Raw genomic sequence first — 21,900 nt, forward strand, 5'->3', positions numbered from 1 at the left:
CACCTTATAAAACCTTGTTTACAAACAATTTTGAGTAGGCGCTTAGAAACCACACGCCAATTGCTTATGGGGTTTCCCATTGGCGCTAACCTCTCTTTTTTGAAGAAGATCGCGTTGGCTTAACTACACGAGACTTTGCCCACCTACCCTGCGGAAAGACCAAGGGCGAAAGTGAGTTTCAAAATCCTCAATTATTTCCTTAGTGTGTGGGAAGGGTTTGTCTACGCTTGTGTAGCCGCGAATTCTATTCGTCCTAGCTCTAATTTGACTACTTTTTCGGGGCAGCTTTCGCTGCTGCGGCAATTTCCTCTGGACTAAGTGGCATCAATACCTGTAACTGGAATGATGTATTAATCGCTGCTGGGCCTACCTGCATCGGCGTTTTATCTAATGGGGATCTTGTCTCTGCTGGAGCCAAAGTTGCTTGATAATCTTTAACTATTAACAAAGGTTGTAACCGCTCAATGTTACGAATTATCGATTGTGTTTGTTCATAAGTTGCTGTAATCTCAGCGCTGATCGTACTGCGTTGCAGCTTGCCGTCAACCCCTAGTCCTAGACTTCCATCGGTAATCGGTTCTGGTTTTTGGGAAATCGGCACATATCTCTTCAGTTTGGCTCTTACTGCATTAATAGAAGTTGCACTATTGCCAGACTCAATTAAGCGGTTCAAATCCAACAGTAATGTATCTAAGGTTTTTTCGTTAGCAAATAAACTTAAAACCTGAACTTTTTGCTGCTTTGCCTGTGCTAGTTCGTCTTTAACTTTGTCAATCTGTTTAATATTGGCTTTTTTTTGCTCAATTTGCGCTTGCAGTTCAGAGCTTTTGGCTTGCTGCTGCTGATAGCTTTCCCAAGCTGGCATCAGCAGGTTTAAAAATATATAAGCTGCTCCCGCTAAACCAACTACCCCTACCAAGATCCCAATAATTTTTGGTGTGAAGGCAATACCAAATACTACGGGTGCGGCTGGCGTTGCCTGATCGAATTCCCCACCTTGTTCGGAAAAATTTAAATCATCACTCAGCGTCATTTTGAAATGACTCCTGTTTGTTGCATATTACGAATTCGAGTTACTAACCCCACTGTGCCTTTTTTTTCCAACTCTCGAATTAATTCCGACGCTGGAACGTCGTTCATGCTCGATTGAATAGTGTATTTAACTATTTGAGGTGGCTTAATTACGACATTATTAGAAGATTGACTCGCACTTGATGTTAAGGGAGCATCTACTAACGCTGCTGTCAGAATTCTGGTTTCTGTGGGCTTCAAAAACTGAGATTGTTGTAAACTCAATAAGAAATCATTGACATCATTAAAGGAACGAGCCAATCCGTTAATTTCTAATCCCCCTGCGGGATTATTTGGTGGCTGACCTGCCGCTACTGCAATGGGTGGGATTTGCTTGATATTCTCGATTTGCACTGCCGTTGGGATGCGATCGCGCAAATCTTGCAGCATTGCTGACCAAGGTCGAATTTGGTCAAATACAGTAACTAAAGCTTGGGTTTCCCCTTTAATTGCCTTTGTCTCGTCTTTGATTTTGTTAATATTTCCTATTTCTGTATCTAACCTCTTGCTTTCTTGATCTAGTTGTGCAATCTGACCATCTAATTCAACAATCTTCCCTTGCAGCAACCACCAACCAACTCCAAATAAAACCGGAAGACCTATACCTACTGCAACTCCTACATACAGTAGTGTCAAATCCCCCGTAGGAAGTTTTAGGGCTATTCCTCCTTGTTTCTCTGGCTTTTTCTGGTATGCTGGGCGGTCTTTAAGAAAGTTAACATCTAGGCTGTACATTTTATTACACCTCCCGCATTCCTAGACCTAGTACGATCGCCAAGCCAGAGCGTTGTACCTGTGGATATTTATCAGTGTCAACTTCCAAAGATAAAGACCCAATTGGATCTATTTGGGTAGTTGGCAAACTCAATCGTTGGGTAAAAAATTCATCTAGCTGTTGAAGTCCACCTCCTGGCCCGGCTAATAAAATCTGCGCTACCTCCAAATTTTCACTTTGATTCAGGTAAAAATCGATGGAACGGCGCAGTTCATCCGTTAGTTCTCCCAAGACTCTCAATATGGCAGCCATGCCAGGATCGAGTTCGGTAACGCCAGTTTTACCCCCGTCTATGGGAGTTGCAGGAATAACCATTCCGTGTAACAGTTCCATATCTCGTGATGTAGGTAAGCTCATTGCCCTTGCTAAGGCAGTTTGCATTTGATAAGTCCCGATGGGGACTGTGCGCGAAAATTGCGGCACTCCGTTAACGATGATGGCTATTTCTGTACTATCAAACTCGATATCAACTAGTACTGCTGCTTCTTGCGGCCCAAATTGTCGCAGTTGTTCGCGAATAGTCCGAATTAGAGCAAAACTGTTAATTTCTAAAACATCAATTTGTAATCCTGCCTGCTCGAAGGTACTTATATAGGTATCCGTGATCTCCTTGCGGGTGGCAACTAAGAGTACGTGTACTTTTTCAATGCCATCTTCATCTACAAAATACCCAAGTTTCTGATAATCTACATCAGCCTCTTCACGAGGATAAGGTAAATACAAACCTGCTTCATGGTTTAGCACCATTTCTCGCAGTTCTTTATCGTCTAACTCTGCTGGCACTGGTATAATCCGAACGATAGAATCTCGTCCTGGGACACCAGTAGCAACGCGAGAAGTTTTGATTTTGCTCTCAGCTAGCGCCTGCTGAATTAATTGCGCCATTGCTGGAGGGTCGCTGATTTGACCATCGGTAACTATCCCTTCTGGAACTGCTACCGATGTATAGATTTCTAGTTTCAAGCCTTGACCCTGCTTGCGTAGCTGAACTACATTCACCCGTTCGGGAGCAAGTTCAATGCCTACCCCTTTTTTCGATTTGCCAAACAGACTATTGAAGCTTTTTACCACAGTTGTGCCCGCTGGACTGCTAAATTGAAAATTTAAATTAGTTGCGGTAAAGGCGTTATATATTACGTCTTTACGGGTAATTTATTTAGCCTATAATCTCAACAATTCTGTCTAAGCTTTTCACACCGATCAAGCGTAAAAATACTGGGAAAATGATTCAATTGCGAAAATTTAAACAACTTGTTGCTTTTGTACTGCTTGGCTTATTAACCAGTTGGATTGTAAGTTGCAGTACAGGTAATGTTAATACAAGTACAAAACAAGCTACTTCAGGAGCGGGAACTGTTGAGTTTTGGACAATGCAACTCCAACCTCAATTTACCGACTACTTCAAAAGCCTAATTGCGAATTTTGAATCGCAAAATCCAGGTATAAAGATTAACTGGGTTGATGTACCTTGGGCGGCAATGGAGAACAAAATATTAACAGCTGTCTCCGCAAAAACGCCACCTGATGTAGTTAACTTGAATCCGGGTTTTGCTTCTCAGCTTGCCGGACGAAATGCTTGGTTAGATTTGGATGCGAAAGTCCCGAATGATGTACGTTCCTCCTATCTGCCGAATATCTGGAAAGCAAGCACACTTAATGGCAAGAGTTTTGGGATTCCCTGGTATCTCACCACACGGTTAACCATTTATAACACTGATTTATTAAAACAGGCAGGTATCAATAAAGTCCCCGTAACCTACGCAGAATTGGCACAAGCAGCGCAACAAATTAAAGACAAGACGGGGAAATATGCTTTTTTTGTAACTTTCGTACCGCAAGATTCTGGTGAAGTGTTGGAATCTTTCGTGCAAATGGGAGTCACTCTCATAGATGCTGAAGGTAAAGCGGCGTTTAATTCAGCACAAGGAAAAGCTGCGTTTCAGTATTGGGTAGACTTGTATAAAAAAGGTTTGCTTCCTAAAGAGGCTTTAACTCAAGGACATCGCCACGCGATCGATTTATACCAATCTGGAGAGACTGCGTTTCTAGCTTCTGGGCCAGAGTTCCTAAAAACGATCGCTAATAATGCCCCCAAAATTGCTCAAGCTTCGGAAATAGCACCTCAACTCACTGGTGACACAGGCAAGAAAAATGTCGCGGTGATGAACATAGTTATTCCTCGCGATAGCAAACAACCAGATGGCGCTGTGAAGTTTGCTTTATTTGTCACCAATGACGAAAATCAGTTAGCCTTTGCTAAAGCTGCAAATGTTCTGCCTTCTACAATCAAAGCATTGTCTGATAGTTACTTTAAAGATGTTTCAGCTAATGCTTCAACAATAGAAAAAGCACGAGTAATGAGTGCTCAAGAACTGCCAAAGGCAGAAATATTGACCCCGACATTGAAGGATTTTAATAAACTGCAAAAGGCAGTTTACGAAAACTTGCAAGCAGCAATGTTAGGGCAGAAAACTGTAGATAAAGCTGTAGAAGATGCGGCGCAAGAGTGGAATCAGAGGTAAATTCGTAATTCGTAATTCGTAATTCGTAATTATGATTTATGAAATATATTGGTGGTTGCTAAAAAGTCGCCGATTAAATAAAGGGAACCACACAAAACGATTAAATCGTCTGTGGTAGCGGTTGAGGTTGCAGCTGCTAGTGCTGTGAATAAATCTGGATGGATTTGGCGATCACTTAATTCGGGACAGAGGCTGTAAGCTAGATTTGATAAGTAGTCTAGATCCGCAGAAGTTCTACCAGGCCAGGGTTCTACTGGTATTGGCACTAAATAAAGGCGATCGCCTGGTCGCAGTAATGCGGTAAAAATATCAGCATGATCCTTATCGGCAAACATTCCCACAATCCAATTGACGGGCTTATGGTTAACTGAGTCTAAGCTATCAACATATTGGCGAAGAACTTGAGCGGCGGCGGTATTATGAGCGCCATCAAGTAATAATTTATGGTTGTTCCAAGTAATCCATTGCATCCGCCCTGGCCATTTAGTTTTGGCCATGCCGTTAATTATGGCTTCTTCTGAAATCTGCCAACCCTGTTGTTGGAGAATTTCTAAAGCAGCTATTGCCAAAGCTGAATTAGTTAACTGAATTTGTCCCGCTAACGGCAAAGGGTATTTAATTAAGTTTGAATTTTGAATATTTTGATATTCTGCCCATCCTGTAGCGATTTCACGGGCGGGTTGAGGTGTAAAAATTGGACATTGTAATTTTAAGGCGCGCGATCGCACCACTTGGTCTGCCTCTGGTGGTAATGGCCCAACCACAACGGGACATCCAGGTTTGAGAATACCTGCTTTTTCTCCAGCAATGTCAGCGACAGTAGGGCCAAGTTGTTGCCAGTGTTCCCGGCTAATGGAAGTAATGAGTGTAACCAAAGGTTCCAAGCAGACATTGGTTGCATCTAAGCGCCCTCCCAGTCCGACTTCTACCACAGCTACATCAACTTGCTGCCGAGCAAAATATAACCAAGCAGCCGCCGTAATTACTTCAAACTGAGTTGCCGATTCGTCCTGATGACGAATAACCGCTTGGACTTTTTCTAATAATTGACTCAATTCCTCAGAGGAAATTTGCTGTTCGTTCAGACAAATACGTTCCGTCCAATCAACTAGATGGGGTGAAGTGTAGCGTCCTGTACGATAACCAGCCTCTGTGAGTACTGAGGAAATATAGGCACAGACTGAACCTTTGCCATTAGTGCCAGCAACATGAATTACCGGGACTTGGTGATGGGGATTGCCGAGATTTGCCAATAGGTTGACAATGCGATCGAGTCCCAAATGGACACCAAAGCGTTGCAGGGGTTGTATTACAGAATCGATATCCAAGGAATGGGAGTAGGGAGTGGAGACAAGGGGACAAGGGGACAAGGGGACAAGGGGACAAGATGAATAATCAATGCTCAATACTTCGGCTTCGCGGTAGTTGAGCGCAGTCGAAACTCAGTACAAGTACCCCGTGCCCCATGCCCCATTAATGAATTTAAGCTTCTCTATCGAAAAAGCCTTGAAATTGTCTTAAAGCCGCAGCGCCAATATTAAACACTGCCCAACTAGCAGCAATGACTACTGGTGCTAAAACGATCGCTATACGAAAATCGATATCCATATCTAAGAACCCCTCTTTTAAGTAGAAATTAAAGTTTTGTCAACAGCTCTCATTTTTATTTTTAGCTGAAGTGGGCAATTTTTCCAAATCCAAATGTAAAGAATGTTTAAATTATGGGGCATTGGGCATTGGGCATTGGGCATTGGTTATTAATTCTTCTCCCCCTGCCTCCCCTGCCTCCCCTGCCTCCCCTGCCTCCCCTGCCCCCTGCCTCCCTACTCCCTACTCTCTAAGCCTTGCTAAAACCAATATCAGTACCCTTACCAGCATGAACTAAAGCTAACTTTTGGTAACGTTTAGCGTGTTCAATCAGTTCTGCGGCTTCAACATCTGTTACTTGCCGTAATACTTTAGCTGGAATACCGACAACTAATGACAAAGGCGGTACATTTTTAGTTACTACTGCGCCAGCACCAATAATGCTACCAGCGCCCACTCGTACCCCATCTAAAATCACTGCGCCAATGCCAATCAAACTTCCACGCTCAATGTAAGCAGAATGTACTACAGCGCGATGCCCTACGGTAACATGATCTTCTAAAATTGTTGGAAAACCAGCGTCACCATGTAGAATTGCACCATCCTGAATATTTGTGCATTCGCCAATTTCAATTCGTTCTACATCTCCCCTAACCACTGCTCCATACCAAATGCTCACTCCTGTTGCTATATTTACCGAACCCATAACAACAGCATTGTTCGCAATGAAGGCAGCTTGAGAAAAATCAGGAGATGTCCAGTAAGAAGCGGTAGACACGATAGAATATGAATATGGTACCCAGGAACACTGGAGAAACACCAACCTTTGAGGCTGGTTGCACAACCAGGATATCACAGCGTCAAGCCTCTACGCTGAGGAAAACACTAGTGAACAATGTTCCTGCTGCAACACCGTGTCTATGCAGCAGCGAGCAAGTAACCCAAAGTGGTTGAGCCGAAGTGTATAATCCAACCCACTAGTGCTGGTGAAGACAAAACTATGTTTGTACGCACTTCATGATGAATCCAGGTTTGCAGTACCCGATGTTTGGGCCGGAAATACAGTGTCCCCATTGTCGCCAGACTATTCCGGCGTTGACACTCACAGATACCTATCTGTGTCCGCGTCATGGCGCGTTTGAAGCTAATCCTAAAAATGGAGAGTTAATCCATTTGCAATCGGGGCGTCATTGGCGGAGATGGAATAATGAATGGTATAGACAACATACTCATCCTGATGGTATTCGCTTTGAAATTCACGAAGCATTAGACAAGCTCTATACCCAAGGTTTTCGAGCAACACGAGTGATTATTGCTCGACGCTATCAGGAATTAATGAGTGGCTACTTAGAACGCAGCACGCCTTGGCGTTCTGGACAACCAGAAGCTACTGCGGCACGTTTGTACGGTTTACCCGTGGAGTTTAGCCCTGATACCTCAGATGATGCCTGTTGGGAAGTGATTAATTTTGACTTGGAAAAAGAGCCTGGTGTCCCTGTACGCTACCCTTATTTCAGGTTGTTTGAGTAATGGTCATTTGTCATTAGTCATTTGTCATTAGTGAATAACAAAGGACAAATGACTAAGGACTAAGGACTAAGGATTAATATGCACCACGCTTCTATTCGGACTGCGAATATTCATCGAGCGATCGCTTTCTACGAACTTCTAGGGTTTACAATCTCAGAACGCTTTACCACAGGCTACACCCTAGCTTGCTGGATGGAAGGATTGGGCGGCAGCAGAATTGAACTGATCCAAATTCCCGAACCAAAGCCAGCCCCAGACGCGTTTGCTGACGAACATTATGTAGGGTATTATCATCTCTCGTTCGATTTAACAGAGATTACACCAGATTTACCTAGCTGGTTGACAAATTTGCAAGAATGTGTATTATTGGCGGCTGAGAGTCAAACCGAAGGATTAGAACCGTTGAAGGTGCTTTTAGAACCGACACAACAGCAAATAGGCGATCGCATTTACGAAGTGGCTTTCATCGCCGATACTGATGGCTTACCTCTGGAATTCATTCGGATTTTAGCAAAACTCTCGTAATTCAGCTTTTTTATTAGCTTTGTTGCTAATATATTTTTTTTCTGTATTGTTACTGAAGTCACAGATTTTTTCGTCAGATTAGAGTGTAGTCATTCTTAAAAATAACTATGTAACTTAATTTACAGATAAATCTGCTAAATACATGTATGGATTTTCCAAATTTTATTCTAAATTTTATAAATATCCCTTGCCGATATTACTTTTAAGTTTATGGCTAGTAGCTGTTTTTTTGTTGAGCGATCGACCTGCTCATAGCCAACATCCAGTTATATTTACTAACAAAGAAAAATATCAGTCAACCTTGCTAGCAAAAAGAATAATGCCCTCAACACTGACAGAAAATGTCCGCAAGACAGTACTAGAGAATGGTCTAACTGTCCTGACAAAGGAAGTGCATACTGCGCCAGTGGTGACGGTGCAAGTGTGGTACAAGGTTGGCTCGCGTAACGAAGAACCAGGCGTGAATGGCATTGCCCACCAGCTAGAACACATGATGTTTAAAGGTACAAAAAACCGTCCAATTCAATTTGGACGTTTGTTTAGTGCTTTAGGTAGTGATTCTAATGCTTTCACCAGCTACGATCAAACTGCATATTACGGTACTGTGGAACGAAACAAGCTGAAAGCGCTCTTGGTGCTGGAAGCAGACAGAATGCGAAATTCCCAGATTGAGCCGGAGCAATTAGCCAGTGAAAAGCGGGTAGTAATTTCCGAGTTACAGGGTTACGAAAATAGTCCAGAATATCGCCTCAACCGCGCCGTTATGCAAGCGGTGTTTCCCAATCATGCTTATGGGTTGCCTGTAGGTGGCACCAAAGCTGATGTCGAGAAATTTGAAGTTGAGCAGGTAGAAAAATATTACCGCAATTTTTACAGTCCCGATAATGCCGTCTTAGTGATTGTTGGAGATTTTCAAACTGCAAATGCTCTTGAAACAATTAAAGAAGTGTTTGGTAAATTACCAAAAAAAGTTAGGAGTGAGGAGCTAGGAGTTAGGAGTGAGGAGTTAGAAGTTAGCAGTAAAAATACTTTTACCCCATCTACCTCACTCAGCACTCCCATCGTATTGCGAGAACCGGGAGCAGGGCGGCTGTTACAAGTTGTGTATCTGTTACCGGATGCAAACCAACCGGATGTCCCGGCGCTGGATGTGATGGATTACATCTTGACAGAAGGACGGAATTCTAGACTTTATCAGGCATTGGTGGAATCAGGTTTAGCTAGTGAACTTACAGCATCCGTTACCAGTTTGCGAGAATCTGGCTGGTATGAGTTGTTGGTAACGGCTGGAGCTAAACAAGATTTGAAAAAAATTGACTCAATGTTGAGTAGTGCGATCGCCAATGTAGCAGAAAAAGGTGTGACATCTGAGGAAGTAGAACGAGCCAAAACTCAATTAACAGCAGATGTAATTTTGAGTAACCGTGATATAACTTCTCAAGCAATCCGATTGGGCACTGATGAGACAACTGTTGGTGATTATCGCTACACAGACCGCTATTTGGCAGCTGTTCGTTTGGTGAAGCCGACGGATGTTGTTGCTGTGATTAACAAATATCTGACAAAAGAAGCGCGGACAGTTGGCTTTTTTGAACCAACCCAGAAGCGGATAACAGAAGTTGCTGACAAACCAGACTCAGCCCAAACTACAGAAAACTTCTCTCCTGGCGTACCCGTGCTTTTTTCTGAGGTGATAAAGTACTTACCGTCGGCGGATTTGGCTACAGATGCGATTGCCCAAGTCTTACCCCAGGAATTTAAATTGACTAACGGATTGCGGATATTACTGTTACCCGATCGGAGTACTCCTACCGTTACCTTGAGCGGTTATATTCAAGCTGGGACGGAATTCGATCCAGAGAATAAAGCCGGATTGGCTGCTTTTGTGGCAGATAATTTGCTAAATGGTACTAAGAGCAAGGATGTTTTAACTATTGCTAAAGTCTTAGGAGAACGAGGGGTAAGTCTAGACTTTCAAACCTACCGCGAAGGTGTACATATTGAAGGTGATAGTTTAGCAGATGATTTGCCAATACTCCTAGAGATATTAGCAGATGTTGTGAAGAATAGTACCTTTCCTAGCAAAGAGTTAGAACTGCATCGTCAACAAACTTTAACTGATTTGCAACAGGAATTAGATGAGCCATCAGAAGTAGCCAGAAGAGTATTTGTTCAGTCAATTTATCCGAAAAAACACCCCTTACATACCTTCCCGACAGAGGAGAGTTTACAGCAGATTCAGCGCCAGGATGTGATTGATTTCAAAGCTAAACATTATCGCCCAGATACAACAGTGCTAGCGCTGGTGGGAGATTTCGATCTAGACAAAGTGCGATCGCTGATTAAAAATAAGTTGGGAGACTGGGAAGTTAGCGGCCAAGCACCCACATTAAAATATCCCCCGGTGGCAATGCCGCAGAAAATTGTCAGTGTCAACCCAGTTTTACCAGATAAAACCCAAGCTGTAACTTATATGGGTTACACAGGCATTAACCGTTACGATCCTCGGTTTCATGCAGCCTTAGTATTAAACCAGATATTGGGAGGCGATACCTTATCTAGTAGACTAGGTGCAGAAGTGCGCGATCGCCAAGGTTTGAGCTATGGAATTTATAGCTCCTTCCAAGCTCTTAAGAATGCAGGGACATTTTTGATTGAGATGCAGACTAGTCCTGAAGATAGCAGTAAAGCGATCGCTAGTACCCGCCAAATACTACAACAAATCCATCAACAAGGTGTCACGGCACTGGAAGTTGAAACAGCTAAACACACCCTTATCAGCAACTACAACGTTTCCCTAGCAAACCCAGAGGAATTAACAGATAGAATTCTGATGAATGAGGTGTATGGACTAGATAAAGTAGAATTACACTCCTTCACTGATAAAATCCAGAAAGTTACTCTTGCCCAAGTTAACCAAGCGGCTCGTGAGTTACTCCACCCAGATCAAATCGTAGTCGTTACTGCTGGGCCATCTGTGTTAGCAGAGAAAAGTATTAGGTAGAAATAGGCACTGAGCATGGATAATATAAAGAATAGGTAAAGTGGTTTTCCCCGTTCCCTATTAATTGTTATTGCTCATCAGCATTGCCTTTTGAGAATTAGTGATGAAAATTTATAACTATTTTTACGAAATTGTAATTAAATCCCTTACTTTCACAATTCATACTTGGGTACAAATATTACGGTGTAACTACGTGATATTAACGTTACTTCTAGCTCTAAATTTCATCGCTGCTACTCCAGCAATGGCGGCGAATAAGTCTTTTGATTTGCTCAAGCAACCAGCCACAGAAATTACAGTTAGCTTGGGTAATGCGGCTAACGACCTCAAATTTGAGCCAAATCATTTGGAATTTGAGGTTGGTAAACGTTATCAACTACGGCTTAATAATCCCAGCCAACTGAAACACTATTTTACTGCTAAAGATTTTGCCGATGGCATCTGGACACAAAAAGTTGAAGCAGGCAAAGTAGAAATCAAAGGAGCCATTCACGAACTGGAACTCAAACCCAGTGCTGAAGCCGAATGGGTATTTGTGCCCTTGAAATCTGGTACTTATGGCTTACGTTGTACAATACCAGGACATACAGAAGCGGGTATGATTGGAGAAATTGCCATCAAAAATTAAAAATAATTGAGATAAATACAACATTTCATGAAATTCTCTGCGTACCTTTGCGCTTAACTTTGCGCCCCTTTGCGTTTAAATTTGAAACCTCAATTCACCACAATTTTAGACTAAACTGTACTAACTCCCATAGTGTTAAATTATAGATATTATTTCTCAATTAATCTAGAGAAAGCATTCATACTTCAGCGTCACAGCCACCAGTAATTATTAATTTCCCATGAACATTTTCAGTAACTTACTTTCTCAAGCGACTCAGCCTGCACCTGCGAAAAAACAGCGCCGAGGAATTGAAATTAAATCGCCGCGTGAAATAGAAATCATGCGGCAATCATCGGCAATTGTCGCAACTGTCCTCAAAGAAATTTCCGAGCTAGTAAAGCCAGGAATGACAACAGCTGATTTGGATGCTTATGCAGAAAAACGCATCCGCGAAATGGGTGCAACACCGAGTTTTAAAGGATATCACGGTTTTCCGGGTTCTATCTGTTCCAGTATTAATAATGAAGCAGTACATGGCATTCCTAGCCCCAAAAAAGTGATTCGCGTCGGGGATGTATTAAAAGTAGATACGGGTGCTTATTACCAAGGCTTTCATGGTGATTCTTGCATTTCAATTGCTGTCGGTGAAGTGACGCAAGAAGCTGCTAAATTAATTCGCGTAGCAGAAGAAGCTTTATATAAAGGCATTGAACAAGTAAAGGCTGGTGTATACCTACTTGACTTAGCTGGAGCAATTGAAGATCATGTGAAATCTAACGGCTTTAGTATAGTTGAAGAATTTACTGGACACGGTGTCGGTCGTAACCTGCATGAAGAACCTTCAGTATTCAACTATCGTACTCGTGAGATGCCAAATGTTAAACTCCGAGCGGGGATGACGCTGGCAATTGAGCCAATTTTAAACGCGGGTTCCAGACACACACGAACATTATCTGACCGTTGGACAGCAGTCACTATGGATAATTCTTTGTCGGCTCAGTTTGAGCATACAGTTTTGGTAACGGAGACTGGTTATGAGATTTTAACTGACCGTTCTAAGGTGTAATTGTTTAGTTGTAATTATCTGTTGTTGAGAGAGGTAAAGCGTCAAAAGAGGGCGATTTATCTCTTTATTTGTTTAACCAAATTTGTAAAATATTCAATAACTGCTATAGCAATTCTATCTAATTTTTCATAAATGATTTAGAGGTTGTTTGAAAAGTGGTTGGCTGTGATTTTAGGCACTAACCGATCCCCCCTAGCCCACGCCAGTCGCTCATGGGGGAAACCCCCAAGACCGCGCTGGCTCCCCTTAAAAAGGGGGGAACCGGAATCAAAGTCCCCCAATTTATCGGGGGATTTAGGGGGATCTAGAACGTTTTGTTACCGAGAAGAAAACTTTTCAAACATCCTCTTAGGACTGCTGATTAGTCCCTGCATAATTAGTTTTGTAAATAGAAAGCATCTCTTTAGCTTGCACAAAGACAGACGTACTTTCTGGAATAGCTTCTAACAAATTAATTGCTTGCCGCCATTTATTTTGTGCTTGCTGCCGACTTAGTTGTGAATGAGGTGAATTTTTAACAAATAAATTAGCTTCTGTTGCTAGCTTGTGGGCTAATTCTAAGTTTCCTACAGCTTTCTTTTCAATTAGTACTCTTTGACTAATAGATTTATAGTTAATTTGATAGTAAGCTAATTTCTTCTTTGCCCGGTCATAAACTGATGTTTTAGCAGGAATGTTATCTAATAAAATTATTGCATGATACCATTTAGTTTCTGCTTCTTGCCAGACTTTTAGAGTATGCGGTGGCTTTTGAACTAGAGAAGCAGCCTTCATACCAAGTTTTTGAGCAGATTTAAAGTTGGCGATGGCGGAGTCATCGTCTGTGACGATCGCACTTCCTTCTTGAGTTAAACTTAGACTTTGTTCTCTAATTTTCAAACCACCAAAAGTTAAGATTAATAAACTTGAAGCGATAATCAAAGCTGAACGTATTATTTTTGGTGTTGAAAACTTTGTTAATATTCCTACTTCCTGGCTACTGGTTGCTTCTCTACTACTTTCCTGTTCAATGTTTTTCAGGGCTTGTTCTCCCTGTTGAGTTAAAGTATTACCCCTAATAATTAAAGCAGCAATTTGTTCTTGGAAAGAATCACAATCATTGAGAATATCTGTCAATTCTTGAAATTTTCCCTCACTCGATATAATTAATTCGTGGTCATCGTCTAACCACTCTAAAGCGAAACCAGATTTACCATAAAAAGCTGAGACACCTAATAAAATATTTAATAAGCTACGACTATTTTTAATAGTATCAAAAATATAATTTAATTTTTGCTGTAACTGTAAAAGTTGTGTTTTAGAATCGCCAATTTTTTCAATTTGATGTCTTAAAATATTAGATTTAGCCAAGGATAAATCAATTTGTAAGCTGCTATCAAATGTTTGAAATTCATTCGATATACTTAAATTAAGAATATCAGAATTTAGTTGATTTACTAATTGAATGTCGCTAAGAATATCAGCAGCTATCGCTTGTAAAAAATAACCCCATTCAATCCAATCATCAATTTTTGATTGTAAATCAGTTAATGAAATTTTAGTTTCTGAGTTTCCAAACTTTTCTGCGATCGCTGGATCGACTAATCCCAAATTAGGTATAAATAAAGTAGCTGCTGCGCTCAATGGAGGAAGTGTAGCGATCGCAGAATTCTTAGTGCGCTCGAATCTCAATTCCTGAGCGATTATTTTTTTAATACTCCGTAGCTGTTCCTGAGCATTATTGATTAAGATAATTTGTTCCATAATTTGATTAGAATCACCAATAGTCAGTTTTAAATTTTGAATTAGTGTTGGCAATTTACTAACAAGTATTTCTAGGTTAGCCATAAATACCCCTTGGGGATTTGTCGAAAGTTTATGCAGAACAATTAAAATAGCTTGAGTAATACAACCACGTTTATTGCATCTGAGCATCCTAAACAAGTCACAAATCTTAGGAGCTATAAAATTTATAGTTCCCGGAAATCCTGCTAAAGTAACAATTTCAGTTTAAAAATCCCAGAGAAAGACAAAATTACCCATTCACTAACCTATGAATGAAGTTGATTTAGCATTTACCCCAGCACTAGAGTTGGCGCAATTAATTCGTCGCCGGGAAATATCACCGCTAGAGTTGGTAGAAATATATTTAGAAAGGATTGGGCAATTAAATCCCCAATTAGGAAGTTATTTTACGGTGACGGCAGAGTTAGCGATCGCAGATGCCAAGGCCAAAACAGAATTATTAACAACTACCTCAGAACTACCGCCATTTTTTGGCGTACCGATTTCCATTAAAGACCTCAATGCTGTAGCAGGTGTTACCTGTACTTATGGAAATCCGGCATTACTGAACAATATCCCTAACTATGATGATGGGGTTGTAACGCGGATTAAGCAAGCTGGATTTACTATTCTTGGTAAAACAGCCACTTCCGAATTAGGTTCTTTTCCCTACAGCGAACCTATGGGTTTTCCCCCAGCCAGAAATCCGTGGAATTTAGAATACACCCCTGGCGGTTCCAGTGGTGGCGCGGCGGCGGCGGTAGCGGCGGGACTGTGTGCGATCGCTCAAGGTTCTGATGGCGGTGGTTCAATTCGCGGGCCTGCGGCTTGTTGTGGTTTAGTGGGACTTAAACCATCCAGAGGCAGAGTGAGTAAAGCACCCGTAGGCGAACGCCTCGCTGGAATTGCCGTCAACGGGCCGATCGCCCGCACTGTTGCTGATGCTGCTGCCCTTTTGGATGCCATATCTGGTTACATGACAGGCGATCCTTACTGGTTGCCAGATCCCGAACCATCATTTCTCGCCGCCACTCAGACAAAACTCGGTGCTTTGCGAATTGCCTTTGACACTAGCATTTCTCCTTTGGGAGAAGCTGACGTTAACTGTCAGCAAGGTGTCCGCGAAACAGTCCAGTTGTTAGAACAACTCGGCCACCACGTTGAACAAAAATCCCCAGATTTTAGTAGTTTAGTTGAACCATTTCAAATCGTTTGGCAAGCTGGGGTAGCCGCATCGGGACTTCCTGCTGAAGCTTTGCAGCCATTAAATCGCTGGCTATTTGCACGTACAGGTTCCGTTGGAGAATACTTGCAAGCAGTTTCTCAAATGCAGATAGTAGCACGTCAAATTGTGGCGTTTTTCGATACCGTGGATGTGCTGGTATTGCCAGTTTATCTACATTCACCTATCCGCGTTGGGGAATGGGCTTCGCTCAGTCCAGAAGAAACATTCCAAAATATTATTGAGTGGGTTGCTCCTTGTCCGCCTGCGAATGCAACTGGACAACCTGCGATCGCAATTCCTGTCGGCTTTGATAATCAAGGTTTACCCATCAGTGTACAGCTAATTGGTAAACCTGCCGCTGAAGCCACAATCATCAGCCTAGCAGCACAATTAGAAGCGGCTAATCCTTGGATTCATCATCGTCCAGCCTGGGCAATATCAGGCTGATCGTGCAAGCGTCCCTGGAACAACTTTCACAAATTATCGTGTTTGCGGGTTTAAAAACGGCAGAGAAGATCGGTTTACAAGCTTACACTCAGGTACAAGGCTATCGCAAAGGAGAGATTATTCTCCATGAAGGCGATCGTTTACCAGCAAAACTCTACGCTGTTGTCAATGGATCGATTCAAGTTACTAAAACAGCAACAACGGGGAAAGAAACAATTCTCCGTGCGTTAGCTGCTGGGGAAATTTTTGCGGCTCCTGCTTTGTTGGGAAATGGAATTTCTCCGGCAACTGTCACTGCTGAATCTGATTGTGAAATCCTCACTGTAGAGCGAGATGCTTTATTAAAAGCTATTGGCGAAAATCCTGAAATTGCCTTACGAATGCTGATGGTTTTTAACAGTCGGATTCAGCAATTACATCAAACAGTCCACGGATTAGTTTCTGAAAGAGCGATTGTTCGCCTTGCGAGATTAATTCAATATTTTGCTGCTGAATCGGGAACTGAATCTACTTCACAAGGCGAGTGTTTAAAAGTTAAATTATCTTATTATCGGATGGCTCGAAGTAGCGGCATTACTTACGAAGAATGCGTGCGATTAATTAAAAGTCTCAAGTCAGTAATTGTTTATCATCGTGGTGGGACAATTACTATACTTGATACTGAGAAATTAGATGCGATCGCATCTGGAGATATAGATTAGTAGTGGCGCACAGATGTGCGCCACTACACGCGGGAGACAGCAATTCAGACTGCTACAGCTGCTCTATCTTGTTCGCGTGCAGCCACAACTAAAACTAGACATAGAGCTGCGATCGCTTTTTGCCATTCCTGCCTAACTTGCGCATCTTCGACACCTTCAAACAACCCTACCAAGCGGGGAATAGAAGCTTCTAAAGCCAGACGAGGTACTGGACGGTGCAACTCAACTAAATGAGTTAAACTTTCTTGATTATGGACAAAACCAATTACCCATCTTGTAGTGTGATCGGGACTATCAGGAACCCGTTTGACTCCCAACTCATTTTTTAACCAGTTGTAAAAAGGTGGTAATTCCTTAGCTAAAACTCCTCCGGCGGTGGGTAAAGTTTCCTTAAGTAAACTGGTATCTAAGCTGTTTAATTCTTGTTGCAATCCAGGTGAATTGAGAACTTCAGTTAAAGGTTGTGATAGTATTTCTTCCAACTGAGTTTCAGAAAAGTTCAAATTTTGAGCAAAAGTTAAAAGTAGCGATCGCATTTTTTTTAGACTCCAAAATTAATTAAGTTTTCGCTGTGACTTTCTCTGAGAGGGTGAGCAAAAATGTCAGGTTTTCTTCAATTTTTCAAGCATCAGATTAGTAGATATCAAGACAAAAACACCAATTCATAAGATTTTCGGATTATGAACTGTAAATAAAAGCTGATAATCTTCCAGGCTGAAAGTTTGCCCGCTGAGATAATTTCTCTGTAGCTATTCGTCTACGAGAATGCAGATACTTTTTACCCGCTGCTGCTAATGCTTCGTGTTCTGTAGCTGTTTGAAAATAGAGGATAGGGTTGATCATCTGTGCGACCCTCTGAACTTGTCTTATCCTCAATTTCTCAGTAATTTATGATATTGTCTCTGAGGTAGCTCATAGAAGCGATATTAATTCGCTTGCCACTCATGCTCAAGGATCGCGTAAAGAAAGTTGTCGTACCATCTGCCTTTGATTAACTCTTTTTCCCGCAGATGACCTTCACGACGCATACGAATTTTTTCTAATACCTTTACAGAAGCAACATTTTCTGAAACACACCAAGACCAGATACGATGCATTCTCAATTCTTCAAAGCCAAACTTTAAAATTGCCTGTGCTGCTTCCGTTGCATAACCTTGTCCCCAATATTGAGTATTTAGTTCATAGCCGATATTTGCTTCCCGCATTTCTGGGTCATTTACACGAATACCACAATTGCCAATTAGCCGATTTTCTTCTTTGAGGACAACAGCTAACTGAAACTTAGTCCGAGGTTGCTCTTTTTGCTGATTGATAAACATCTGGATAAACTCGCAAACATCGTTCTGTGTGCGTTGTGTCCAGTAGTTATAACGCAAGTACAAAGGATCGGATTGATAGGCAAAAACCGCCTGCCAATCTGCCTCTACAAAGTCACGCATTAGCAAGCGGTGTGTTTCTAATATCATGTCTTTTTTGATAGGCAATTTCTACCATATTTATATTAGCCAGTGGAATGATTGGCGTTACTGAATTCAGGTAGGAAAATGCTTTTGCATGATTTCAAAATCTTTGTAAAAACGTTACATAGCAACGTCTTTACACGCAGATTCATAGATTGAATTAGTAACGCCGAATAATTAAGTTGCCCGATCGATTTTTTGCACTTCTTCGTCAGATAATTTCACGTTGATAGCACGTGTTGAGTCTTCAATGCTGGAAACCTTGCTAGCACCAGGAATAGGCAAAATAATAGGCGACTTGGAACGCAACCACGCCAAAACGATATTATACACCGACACGCCTTTTTCTTTAGCTAATTTAGCGATCGCAGAAATATCTTGCAAATCCTGATGGCGACGCCTACCACCAAAGGGACTCCAAGGTAAAAAGGTCAATCCCTGCTGTTCGCAATATTCTAATACGCCGTCATTTTCTGGCTGTCGCTGCCAAGGGCTGTATTGATTTTGCACCGAAACAATATCGACGATATCCCGCGCCCGCTTAATTTGTTCAACGGAAAAGTTAGAAACTCCTACAAACCGAATCAAACCAGCCTCCACTGCTTCTTTAACTGGCGTAAGAGATTCTTCAATGGTGTAATTAGGATCGGGAGAATGGTATTGCCAAACATCGATGGGTTTAGCACTGCCCAAAGCCTCAAAACTGGCTCGAATTGTTTGGCGCAAATGTTCTGGGTTGCCGTTGCTTGTCCAGTTGCCATTGGGACGCATCAACCCGCCCTTAGTTGCTACAATCACTTGGCTAACATCGCCTTTGTAACTACTAAGTGCTTTGTGAATTAGCTGCTCATTGTGGTGCTTATCTGACTCATCTTTGCAGTAAGAATCGGCTGTGTCAATAAATGTAATACCCAAATCCAAAGCCCGATGGATAACTTGGATTGATTCCGATTCAGGAGGACGATTAGCAATTGACATCGGCATACCACCCAAACCAATCGCACTTACAAAGATACCAGTTTTTCCTAGCTGTTTGGTTTCCATGCTTTTAGCTATAGCTTTCTGCCCCAATTATCTATCAGTTAGTTATTCATCAGAAATCCTCCCTAGTACTTAGACTTGAGGATAAGTGAATGTAATTCTTCTTTCTGCTATGTGTGACATACCACATTATTTGACAGATAAACGACGATTTACTCTAACTTATACTTAATAAAGATGATTGACATGAAATTTTTAATTTCATTTTCTAAAAGTCATCTTTGATTGGGTCTTAGAGGTTGTTTGAAAAGTGGTTGGCTGTGATTAAAATTACCCCCCTTAATCCCCCGATACATTGGGGGTAAACCAAAAATCCAGTTCCCTCCCCTTTACAAGGGGAGGGTTAGGGTGGGGTAAAAAATATTTAATACATCAATCATGACTTTTCAAACATCCTCTTAGTGAAATTAATTATTATTGATACTTACCAATATTTATAGCCGTTTGCCATGCTATCAGAGTAGGAATAGTTGCGATCGAGTAAAGTAATATATTAACATTTACGCCCGTCAAACGGACGTAAATATCATTAAGTAATTGTGCTGGCTAAATTATTTCCTCTAAATTTATTAGGAAATTTAGAAATTTAATTAATAGCCCTCTATAGTATAACCAGCAGATTGAACCATCTGTTTAATTGATTCTTCAGAAGCCGCAGCATCTACAGTTACGGTTTTAGTATCAACGTTCACATCTACTTTGGCATCAGATTCCATAGTCAGAATAGATTTAGTTATTTTCTTAGCGCACTCATCACCTTTAATATCGGGAACTTTCAATTTAATTGCCATTACTTACCTCATTACGTAAACTGAAATTTACATTTAATAAATATAATATCTATTTTGAGAGTGAGGGCACATCTTACTTGAGTTAGGGAATTGAGCATCACATAAATAGTAATAACTAATAGTTCTACCTAAATCGTTTTTGACAAACTATTGAAGCAGTCAAACTAAATGAAATGCTAAAATATATAAAGTTATTTATGAAAATCCACTTAGAAACCACTAACTTTTAAAAAGCCTTTTTTAGTTTGTGATGAGGACTCCACAAGACATTCTCCCTACTTTTTTAGGCATTGGTGTTAGAGATAGTTATTTTAGTAAGACTACCCAATCGTATAAGAGTCTATGCGTAATTCACAAAATCTTTTTATCTGTAGTTTTTAATTTATTGTATGCTTCAGATACTTTTGCCCAACATTTGAAGTACATATAGATTCAAAAAACAGCTATCTTGCGGCATAAATATATTGTGGGTTCCCAACAAAAACTTTCAGCGACATAATTATGATACGAGTGTTAGACACTGCTTAATTTGGGTATTTACGCTAGAGACTGCTTCACATTGCGAGTGGGAACGATTCCTGAAATGTACCAGTAGTTGAAATGCGATCGCTAGAAGCAACGAAAAAATTAGCATTTCTCGTTTGATTTATTTTCCAATATCTATGACGAACTATGACCCTCGAAGTAAAACTCGCTAACGCTTCTCTAGGAGAGGCTACGCCTAATTTGCTTACGCTATCGGTGGCGCAACTCCAGGATGCTGAAGTCATCTTACTCATAAACACAACCTAGTTAACTACAAATACCCACTTTGTCAGTTTGTCTAATTGAGATATGTTTGGTAAATAAAATAAGTAGCCTAGATCATCGGCTGTTATTCCACACTTGACATAAAGCATTGTGAGTGCAAAACGTCTGCCAGAAACCATTGCCCATGTCAGAATTACCCGCCAATCCTGGCAACACGGCTTCCTTGAGGGTGAAGTGAGTGCGGGTGAGTTTGAGTGGCATTTCCAGTGGCATTTTCGTCGGGGAGAACTTGCCGTCAAGCCTTCCCAAGGTCGCGCCTTAATCAAAGAACCTCTGGGTCGATTCTTAGAGCAACAAGATTACCAGCTAGAGCCTGGAGGAGACTATGCTTTTACGATTCGGGCGGAACTTTAAAAGTTTGGAGTTATTCAATTTTGGATTCTGGATTGAAGAAAAAAGTATTCGACTGAGCGCTCACGCCGAAGTCTAAAATCTAAAATTGGCTGGTTGCTGATTCAGTGAGGCGATTTAAGTATCTTTCGATTAAAAGGATGGCAACAATGTCATCTATGGGTCTTGGAGGCTGTCGTAGACCCTGTGGCAATAGCTTGATTAGCCCTTTGGGCGGGAACATTTGCCAATAGCGATCGCGTGCTTCTAAGGTTGTGTAGCGCTCATCTACTAAAATAATACTCAACGGTTCTGTCAATTCTTGATATAATCTCTGTCTCCACTGTTTGGCTGTAGTTTGGTCGCCCATGACCATCAAAGAGATCGGAAACCTTTGGCGCAGTGTCTCAATGCTAGCGATCGCCTCTTTTGCTAACACGACTTGATGATAATACAGTTGCCGATCCAGTCCCATCACCCCTAAACCACACTTATCTCGACCTGGATCGAACCCCAAGATGACTGGTTGTGTTGGTGAAAATTCACGGAAATTCATAATTAATTAAAAATTAAAAATGTTCGCATAGTATCTGCTAAATAAAAAATGCAGCTACAGCAATTATTTTGACTGCTGCTCAATA

22 protein-coding genes are annotated in these 21,900 nt (G+C 41.4%); 9 read left to right on the plus strand and 13 right to left on the minus strand.

Translation table 11 applies throughout. The features are described from left to right. Positions 1 to 268 precede the first annotated feature (268 nt). The 3 genes from RMY64_RS12865 to RMY64_RS12875 are packed head-to-tail and all read right to left on the minus strand — an operon-like array spanning position 269 to position 2,917. Positions 269 to 1,033, minus strand: coding sequence for a pilus assembly protein PilO (locus tag RMY64_RS12865; RefSeq protein WP_322671750.1), 765 nt, complete (start codon positions 1,031 to 1,033; stop codon positions 269 to 271). Next, the gene (locus tag RMY64_RS12870) at positions 1,030 to 1,806 is read right to left on the minus strand and encodes a PilN domain-containing protein (RefSeq protein ID WP_322671749.1); all 777 of its coding nucleotides are present in this window, start codon (positions 1,804 to 1,806) and stop codon (positions 1,030 to 1,032) included. Before RMY64_RS12870 ends, RMY64_RS12865 begins: the two co-directional genes overlap by 4 nt. A 4-nt stretch (positions 1,807 to 1,810) precedes the next feature. Beyond that, entirely contained in the window at positions 1,811 to 2,917 is a 1,107-nt protein-coding gene (locus RMY64_RS12875; protein WP_322671748.1) for a type IV pilus biogenesis protein PilM, read from the minus strand. A gap of 152 nt (positions 2,918 to 3,069) precedes the next feature. On the opposite strand from RMY64_RS12875, the gene RMY64_RS12880 reads away from it, so the two are divergent. Continuing rightward, a complete protein-coding gene (locus RMY64_RS12880) occupies positions 3,070 to 4,368 on the plus strand; it encodes a sugar ABC transporter substrate-binding protein (RefSeq protein WP_322689189.1) in 1,299 nt (432 codons plus the stop codon). 29 nt (positions 4,369 to 4,397) lie between these two features. Here RMY64_RS12880 and RMY64_RS12885 read toward each other — a convergent pair whose 3' ends face one another. The 3 genes from RMY64_RS12885 to RMY64_RS12895 all read right to left on the minus strand — a co-directional run bounded on the left by RMY64_RS12885 (position 4,398) and on the right by RMY64_RS12895 (position 6,733). Continuing rightward, complete coding sequence (locus tag RMY64_RS12885) at positions 4,398 to 5,696, minus strand: folylpolyglutamate synthase/dihydrofolate synthase family protein (RefSeq protein WP_322700221.1); 1,299 nt, start codon at positions 5,694 to 5,696, stop codon at positions 4,398 to 4,400. Between the two features lie 154 nt (positions 5,697 to 5,850). Next, positions 5,851 to 5,976, minus strand: a complete 126-nt coding sequence (locus tag RMY64_RS12890; protein ID WP_322671746.1) for a photosystem II protein Y — start codon at positions 5,974 to 5,976, stop codon at positions 5,851 to 5,853. A 229-nt stretch (positions 5,977 to 6,205) separates the two neighbouring features. After that, positions 6,206 to 6,733 (minus strand): gamma carbonic anhydrase family protein, encoded by a 528-nt coding sequence (locus RMY64_RS12895; RefSeq protein WP_322700222.1) that lies wholly within the window; start codon positions 6,731 to 6,733, stop codon positions 6,206 to 6,208. 239 nt (positions 6,734 to 6,972) lie between these two features. On the opposite strand from RMY64_RS12895, the gene RMY64_RS12900 reads away from it, so the two are divergent. The 5 genes from RMY64_RS12900 (at position 6,973) to map (ending at position 12,690) form a co-directional block, all read left to right on the plus strand. Beyond that, positions 6,973 to 7,485 carry a TIGR02652 family protein gene (locus RMY64_RS12900; protein ID WP_292868208.1) on the plus strand — a complete coding sequence of 171 codons (513 nt, stop codon included), beginning with the start codon at positions 6,973 to 6,975 and terminating at the stop codon, positions 7,483 to 7,485. A 78-nt stretch (positions 7,486 to 7,563) separates the two neighbouring features. Further along, a complete protein-coding gene (locus tag RMY64_RS12905) occupies positions 7,564 to 8,010 on the plus strand; it encodes a VOC family protein (protein WP_322671744.1) in 447 nt (148 codons plus the stop codon). 142 nt (positions 8,011 to 8,152) lie between these two features. Beyond that, complete coding sequence (locus RMY64_RS12910) at positions 8,153 to 11,014, plus strand: pitrilysin family protein (protein WP_322671743.1); 2,862 nt, start codon at positions 8,153 to 8,155, stop codon at positions 11,012 to 11,014. A 103-nt stretch (positions 11,015 to 11,117) separates the two neighbouring features. Then, positions 11,118 to 11,642, plus strand: a complete 525-nt coding sequence (locus RMY64_RS12915; protein ID WP_322671742.1) for a plastocyanin/azurin family copper-binding protein — start codon at positions 11,118 to 11,120, stop codon at positions 11,640 to 11,642. Between the two features lie 220 nt (positions 11,643 to 11,862). Further along, positions 11,863 to 12,690: a type I methionyl aminopeptidase gene (gene map / locus RMY64_RS12920; protein ID WP_292785339.1), complete on the plus strand. Its 828-nt coding sequence runs from the start codon at positions 11,863 to 11,865 to the stop codon at positions 12,688 to 12,690. A 348-nt stretch (positions 12,691 to 13,038) separates the two neighbouring features. Here the strand turns inward: map and RMY64_RS12925 are convergent, their stop codons facing one another. Further along, on the minus strand, positions 13,039 to 14,517 hold the full coding sequence (locus tag RMY64_RS12925; RefSeq protein ID WP_322700223.1) for a hypothetical protein: 1,479 nt from the start codon (positions 14,515 to 14,517) through the stop codon (positions 13,039 to 13,041). Positions 14,518 to 14,722: 205 nt separating this feature from the next. Here RMY64_RS12925 and RMY64_RS12930 point away from each other — a divergent pair, with 205 nt between their 5' ends. Further along, positions 14,723 to 16,126 carry an amidase gene (locus tag RMY64_RS12930; RefSeq protein ID WP_322671739.1) on the plus strand — a complete coding sequence of 468 codons (1,404 nt, stop codon included), beginning with the start codon at positions 14,723 to 14,725 and terminating at the stop codon, positions 16,124 to 16,126. A gap of 2 nt (positions 16,127 to 16,128) precedes the next feature. Further along, positions 16,129 to 16,827, plus strand: coding sequence for a Crp/Fnr family transcriptional regulator (locus tag RMY64_RS12935; protein ID WP_322671738.1), 699 nt, complete (start codon positions 16,129 to 16,131; stop codon positions 16,825 to 16,827). Positions 16,828 to 16,871: 44 nt separating this feature from the next. On the opposite strand, the gene RMY64_RS12940 is transcribed toward RMY64_RS12935, so the two are convergent. The 5 genes from RMY64_RS12940 to RMY64_RS12960 form a co-directional block, all read right to left on the minus strand. After that, a complete protein-coding gene (locus tag RMY64_RS12940) occupies positions 16,872 to 17,363 on the minus strand; it encodes a hypothetical protein (protein ID WP_322671737.1) in 492 nt (163 codons plus the stop codon). 142 nt (positions 17,364 to 17,505) lie between these two features. Further along, positions 17,506 to 17,670, minus strand: a complete 165-nt coding sequence (locus RMY64_RS12945) for a hypothetical protein (RefSeq protein ID WP_322671736.1) — start codon at positions 17,668 to 17,670, stop codon at positions 17,506 to 17,508. 83 nt (positions 17,671 to 17,753) lie between these two features. Then, positions 17,754 to 18,293: a GNAT family N-acetyltransferase gene (locus RMY64_RS12950; RefSeq protein WP_322671735.1), complete on the minus strand. Its 540-nt coding sequence runs from the start codon at positions 18,291 to 18,293 to the stop codon at positions 17,754 to 17,756. 171 nt (positions 18,294 to 18,464) lie between these two features. Further along, complete coding sequence (locus tag RMY64_RS12955) at positions 18,465 to 19,331, minus strand: aldo/keto reductase (RefSeq protein ID WP_322700224.1); 867 nt, start codon at positions 19,329 to 19,331, stop codon at positions 18,465 to 18,467. 587 nt (positions 19,332 to 19,918) lie between these two features. Then, positions 19,919 to 20,119 (minus strand): heavy-metal-associated domain-containing protein, encoded by a 201-nt coding sequence (locus RMY64_RS12960; protein ID WP_104908368.1) that lies wholly within the window; start codon positions 20,117 to 20,119, stop codon positions 19,919 to 19,921. 900 nt (positions 20,120 to 21,019) lie between these two features. Between RMY64_RS12960 and RMY64_RS12965 the strand changes: the two genes are divergently transcribed. Continuing rightward, positions 21,020 to 21,283 carry a DUF3146 family protein gene (locus tag RMY64_RS12965; protein WP_069070640.1) on the plus strand — a complete coding sequence of 88 codons (264 nt, stop codon included), beginning with the start codon at positions 21,020 to 21,022 and terminating at the stop codon, positions 21,281 to 21,283. 79 nt (positions 21,284 to 21,362) lie between these two features. Here RMY64_RS12965 and RMY64_RS12970 read toward each other — a convergent pair whose 3' ends face one another. After that, positions 21,363 to 21,815 carry a resolvase gene (locus RMY64_RS12970; protein ID WP_322671733.1) on the minus strand — a complete coding sequence of 151 codons (453 nt, stop codon included), beginning with the start codon at positions 21,813 to 21,815 and terminating at the stop codon, positions 21,363 to 21,365. Positions 21,816 to 21,900 lie beyond the last annotated feature (85 nt).

Source organism: Nostoc sp. DedQUE08, assembly GCF_034530895.1.
Lineage (GTDB): Bacteria > Cyanobacteriota > Cyanobacteriia > Cyanobacteriales > Nostocaceae > Nostoc.

Coding starts and splice junctions, on each gene's coding strand:
- RMY64_RS12865 (WP_322671750.1), bottom strand. CDS start 1,033: ATGACGCTGAGTGATGATTTAAATTTTTCCGAACAAGGTGGGGAATTC.
- RMY64_RS12870 (WP_322671749.1), bottom strand. CDS start 1,806: ATGTACAGCCTAGATGTTAACTTTCTTAAAGACCGCCCAGCATACCAG.
- RMY64_RS12880 (WP_322689189.1), top strand. CDS start 3,070: ATGATTCAATTGCGAAAATTTAAACAACTTGTTGCTTTTGTACTGCTT.
- RMY64_RS12890 (WP_322671746.1), bottom strand. CDS start 5,976: ATGGATATCGATTTTCGTATAGCGATCGTTTTAGCACCAGTAGTCATT.
- RMY64_RS12900 (WP_292868208.1), top strand. CDS start 6,973: ATGATGAATCCAGGTTTGCAGTACCCGATGTTTGGGCCGGAAATACAG.
- RMY64_RS12905 (WP_322671744.1), top strand. CDS start 7,564: ATGCACCACGCTTCTATTCGGACTGCGAATATTCATCGAGCGATCGCT.
- RMY64_RS12910 (WP_322671743.1), top strand. CDS start 8,153: ATGTATGGATTTTCCAAATTTTATTCTAAATTTTATAAATATCCCTTG.
- RMY64_RS12915 (WP_322671742.1), top strand. CDS start 11,118: ATGAAAATTTATAACTATTTTTACGAAATTGTAATTAAATCCCTTACT.
- map (WP_292785339.1), top strand. CDS start 11,863: ATGAACATTTTCAGTAACTTACTTTCTCAAGCGACTCAGCCTGCACCT.
- RMY64_RS12925 (WP_322700223.1), bottom strand. CDS start 14,517: ATGGCTAACCTAGAAATACTTGTTAGTAAATTGCCAACACTAATTCAA.
- RMY64_RS12930 (WP_322671739.1), top strand. CDS start 14,723: ATGAATGAAGTTGATTTAGCATTTACCCCAGCACTAGAGTTGGCGCAA.
- RMY64_RS12940 (WP_322671737.1), bottom strand. CDS start 17,363: ATGCGATCGCTACTTTTAACTTTTGCTCAAAATTTGAACTTTTCTGAA.
- RMY64_RS12945 (WP_322671736.1), bottom strand. CDS start 17,670: ATGATCAACCCTATCCTCTATTTTCAAACAGCTACAGAACACGAAGCA.
- RMY64_RS12950 (WP_322671735.1), bottom strand. CDS start 18,293: ATGATATTAGAAACACACCGCTTGCTAATGCGTGACTTTGTAGAGGCA.
- RMY64_RS12955 (WP_322700224.1), bottom strand. CDS start 19,331: ATGGAAACCAAACAGCTAGGAAAAACTGGTATCTTTGTAAGTGCGATT.
- RMY64_RS12960 (WP_104908368.1), bottom strand. CDS start 20,119: ATGGCAATTAAATTGAAAGTTCCCGATATTAAAGGTGATGAGTGCGCT.
- RMY64_RS12970 (WP_322671733.1), bottom strand. CDS start 21,815: ATGAATTTCCGTGAATTTTCACCAACACAACCAGTCATCTTGGGGTTC.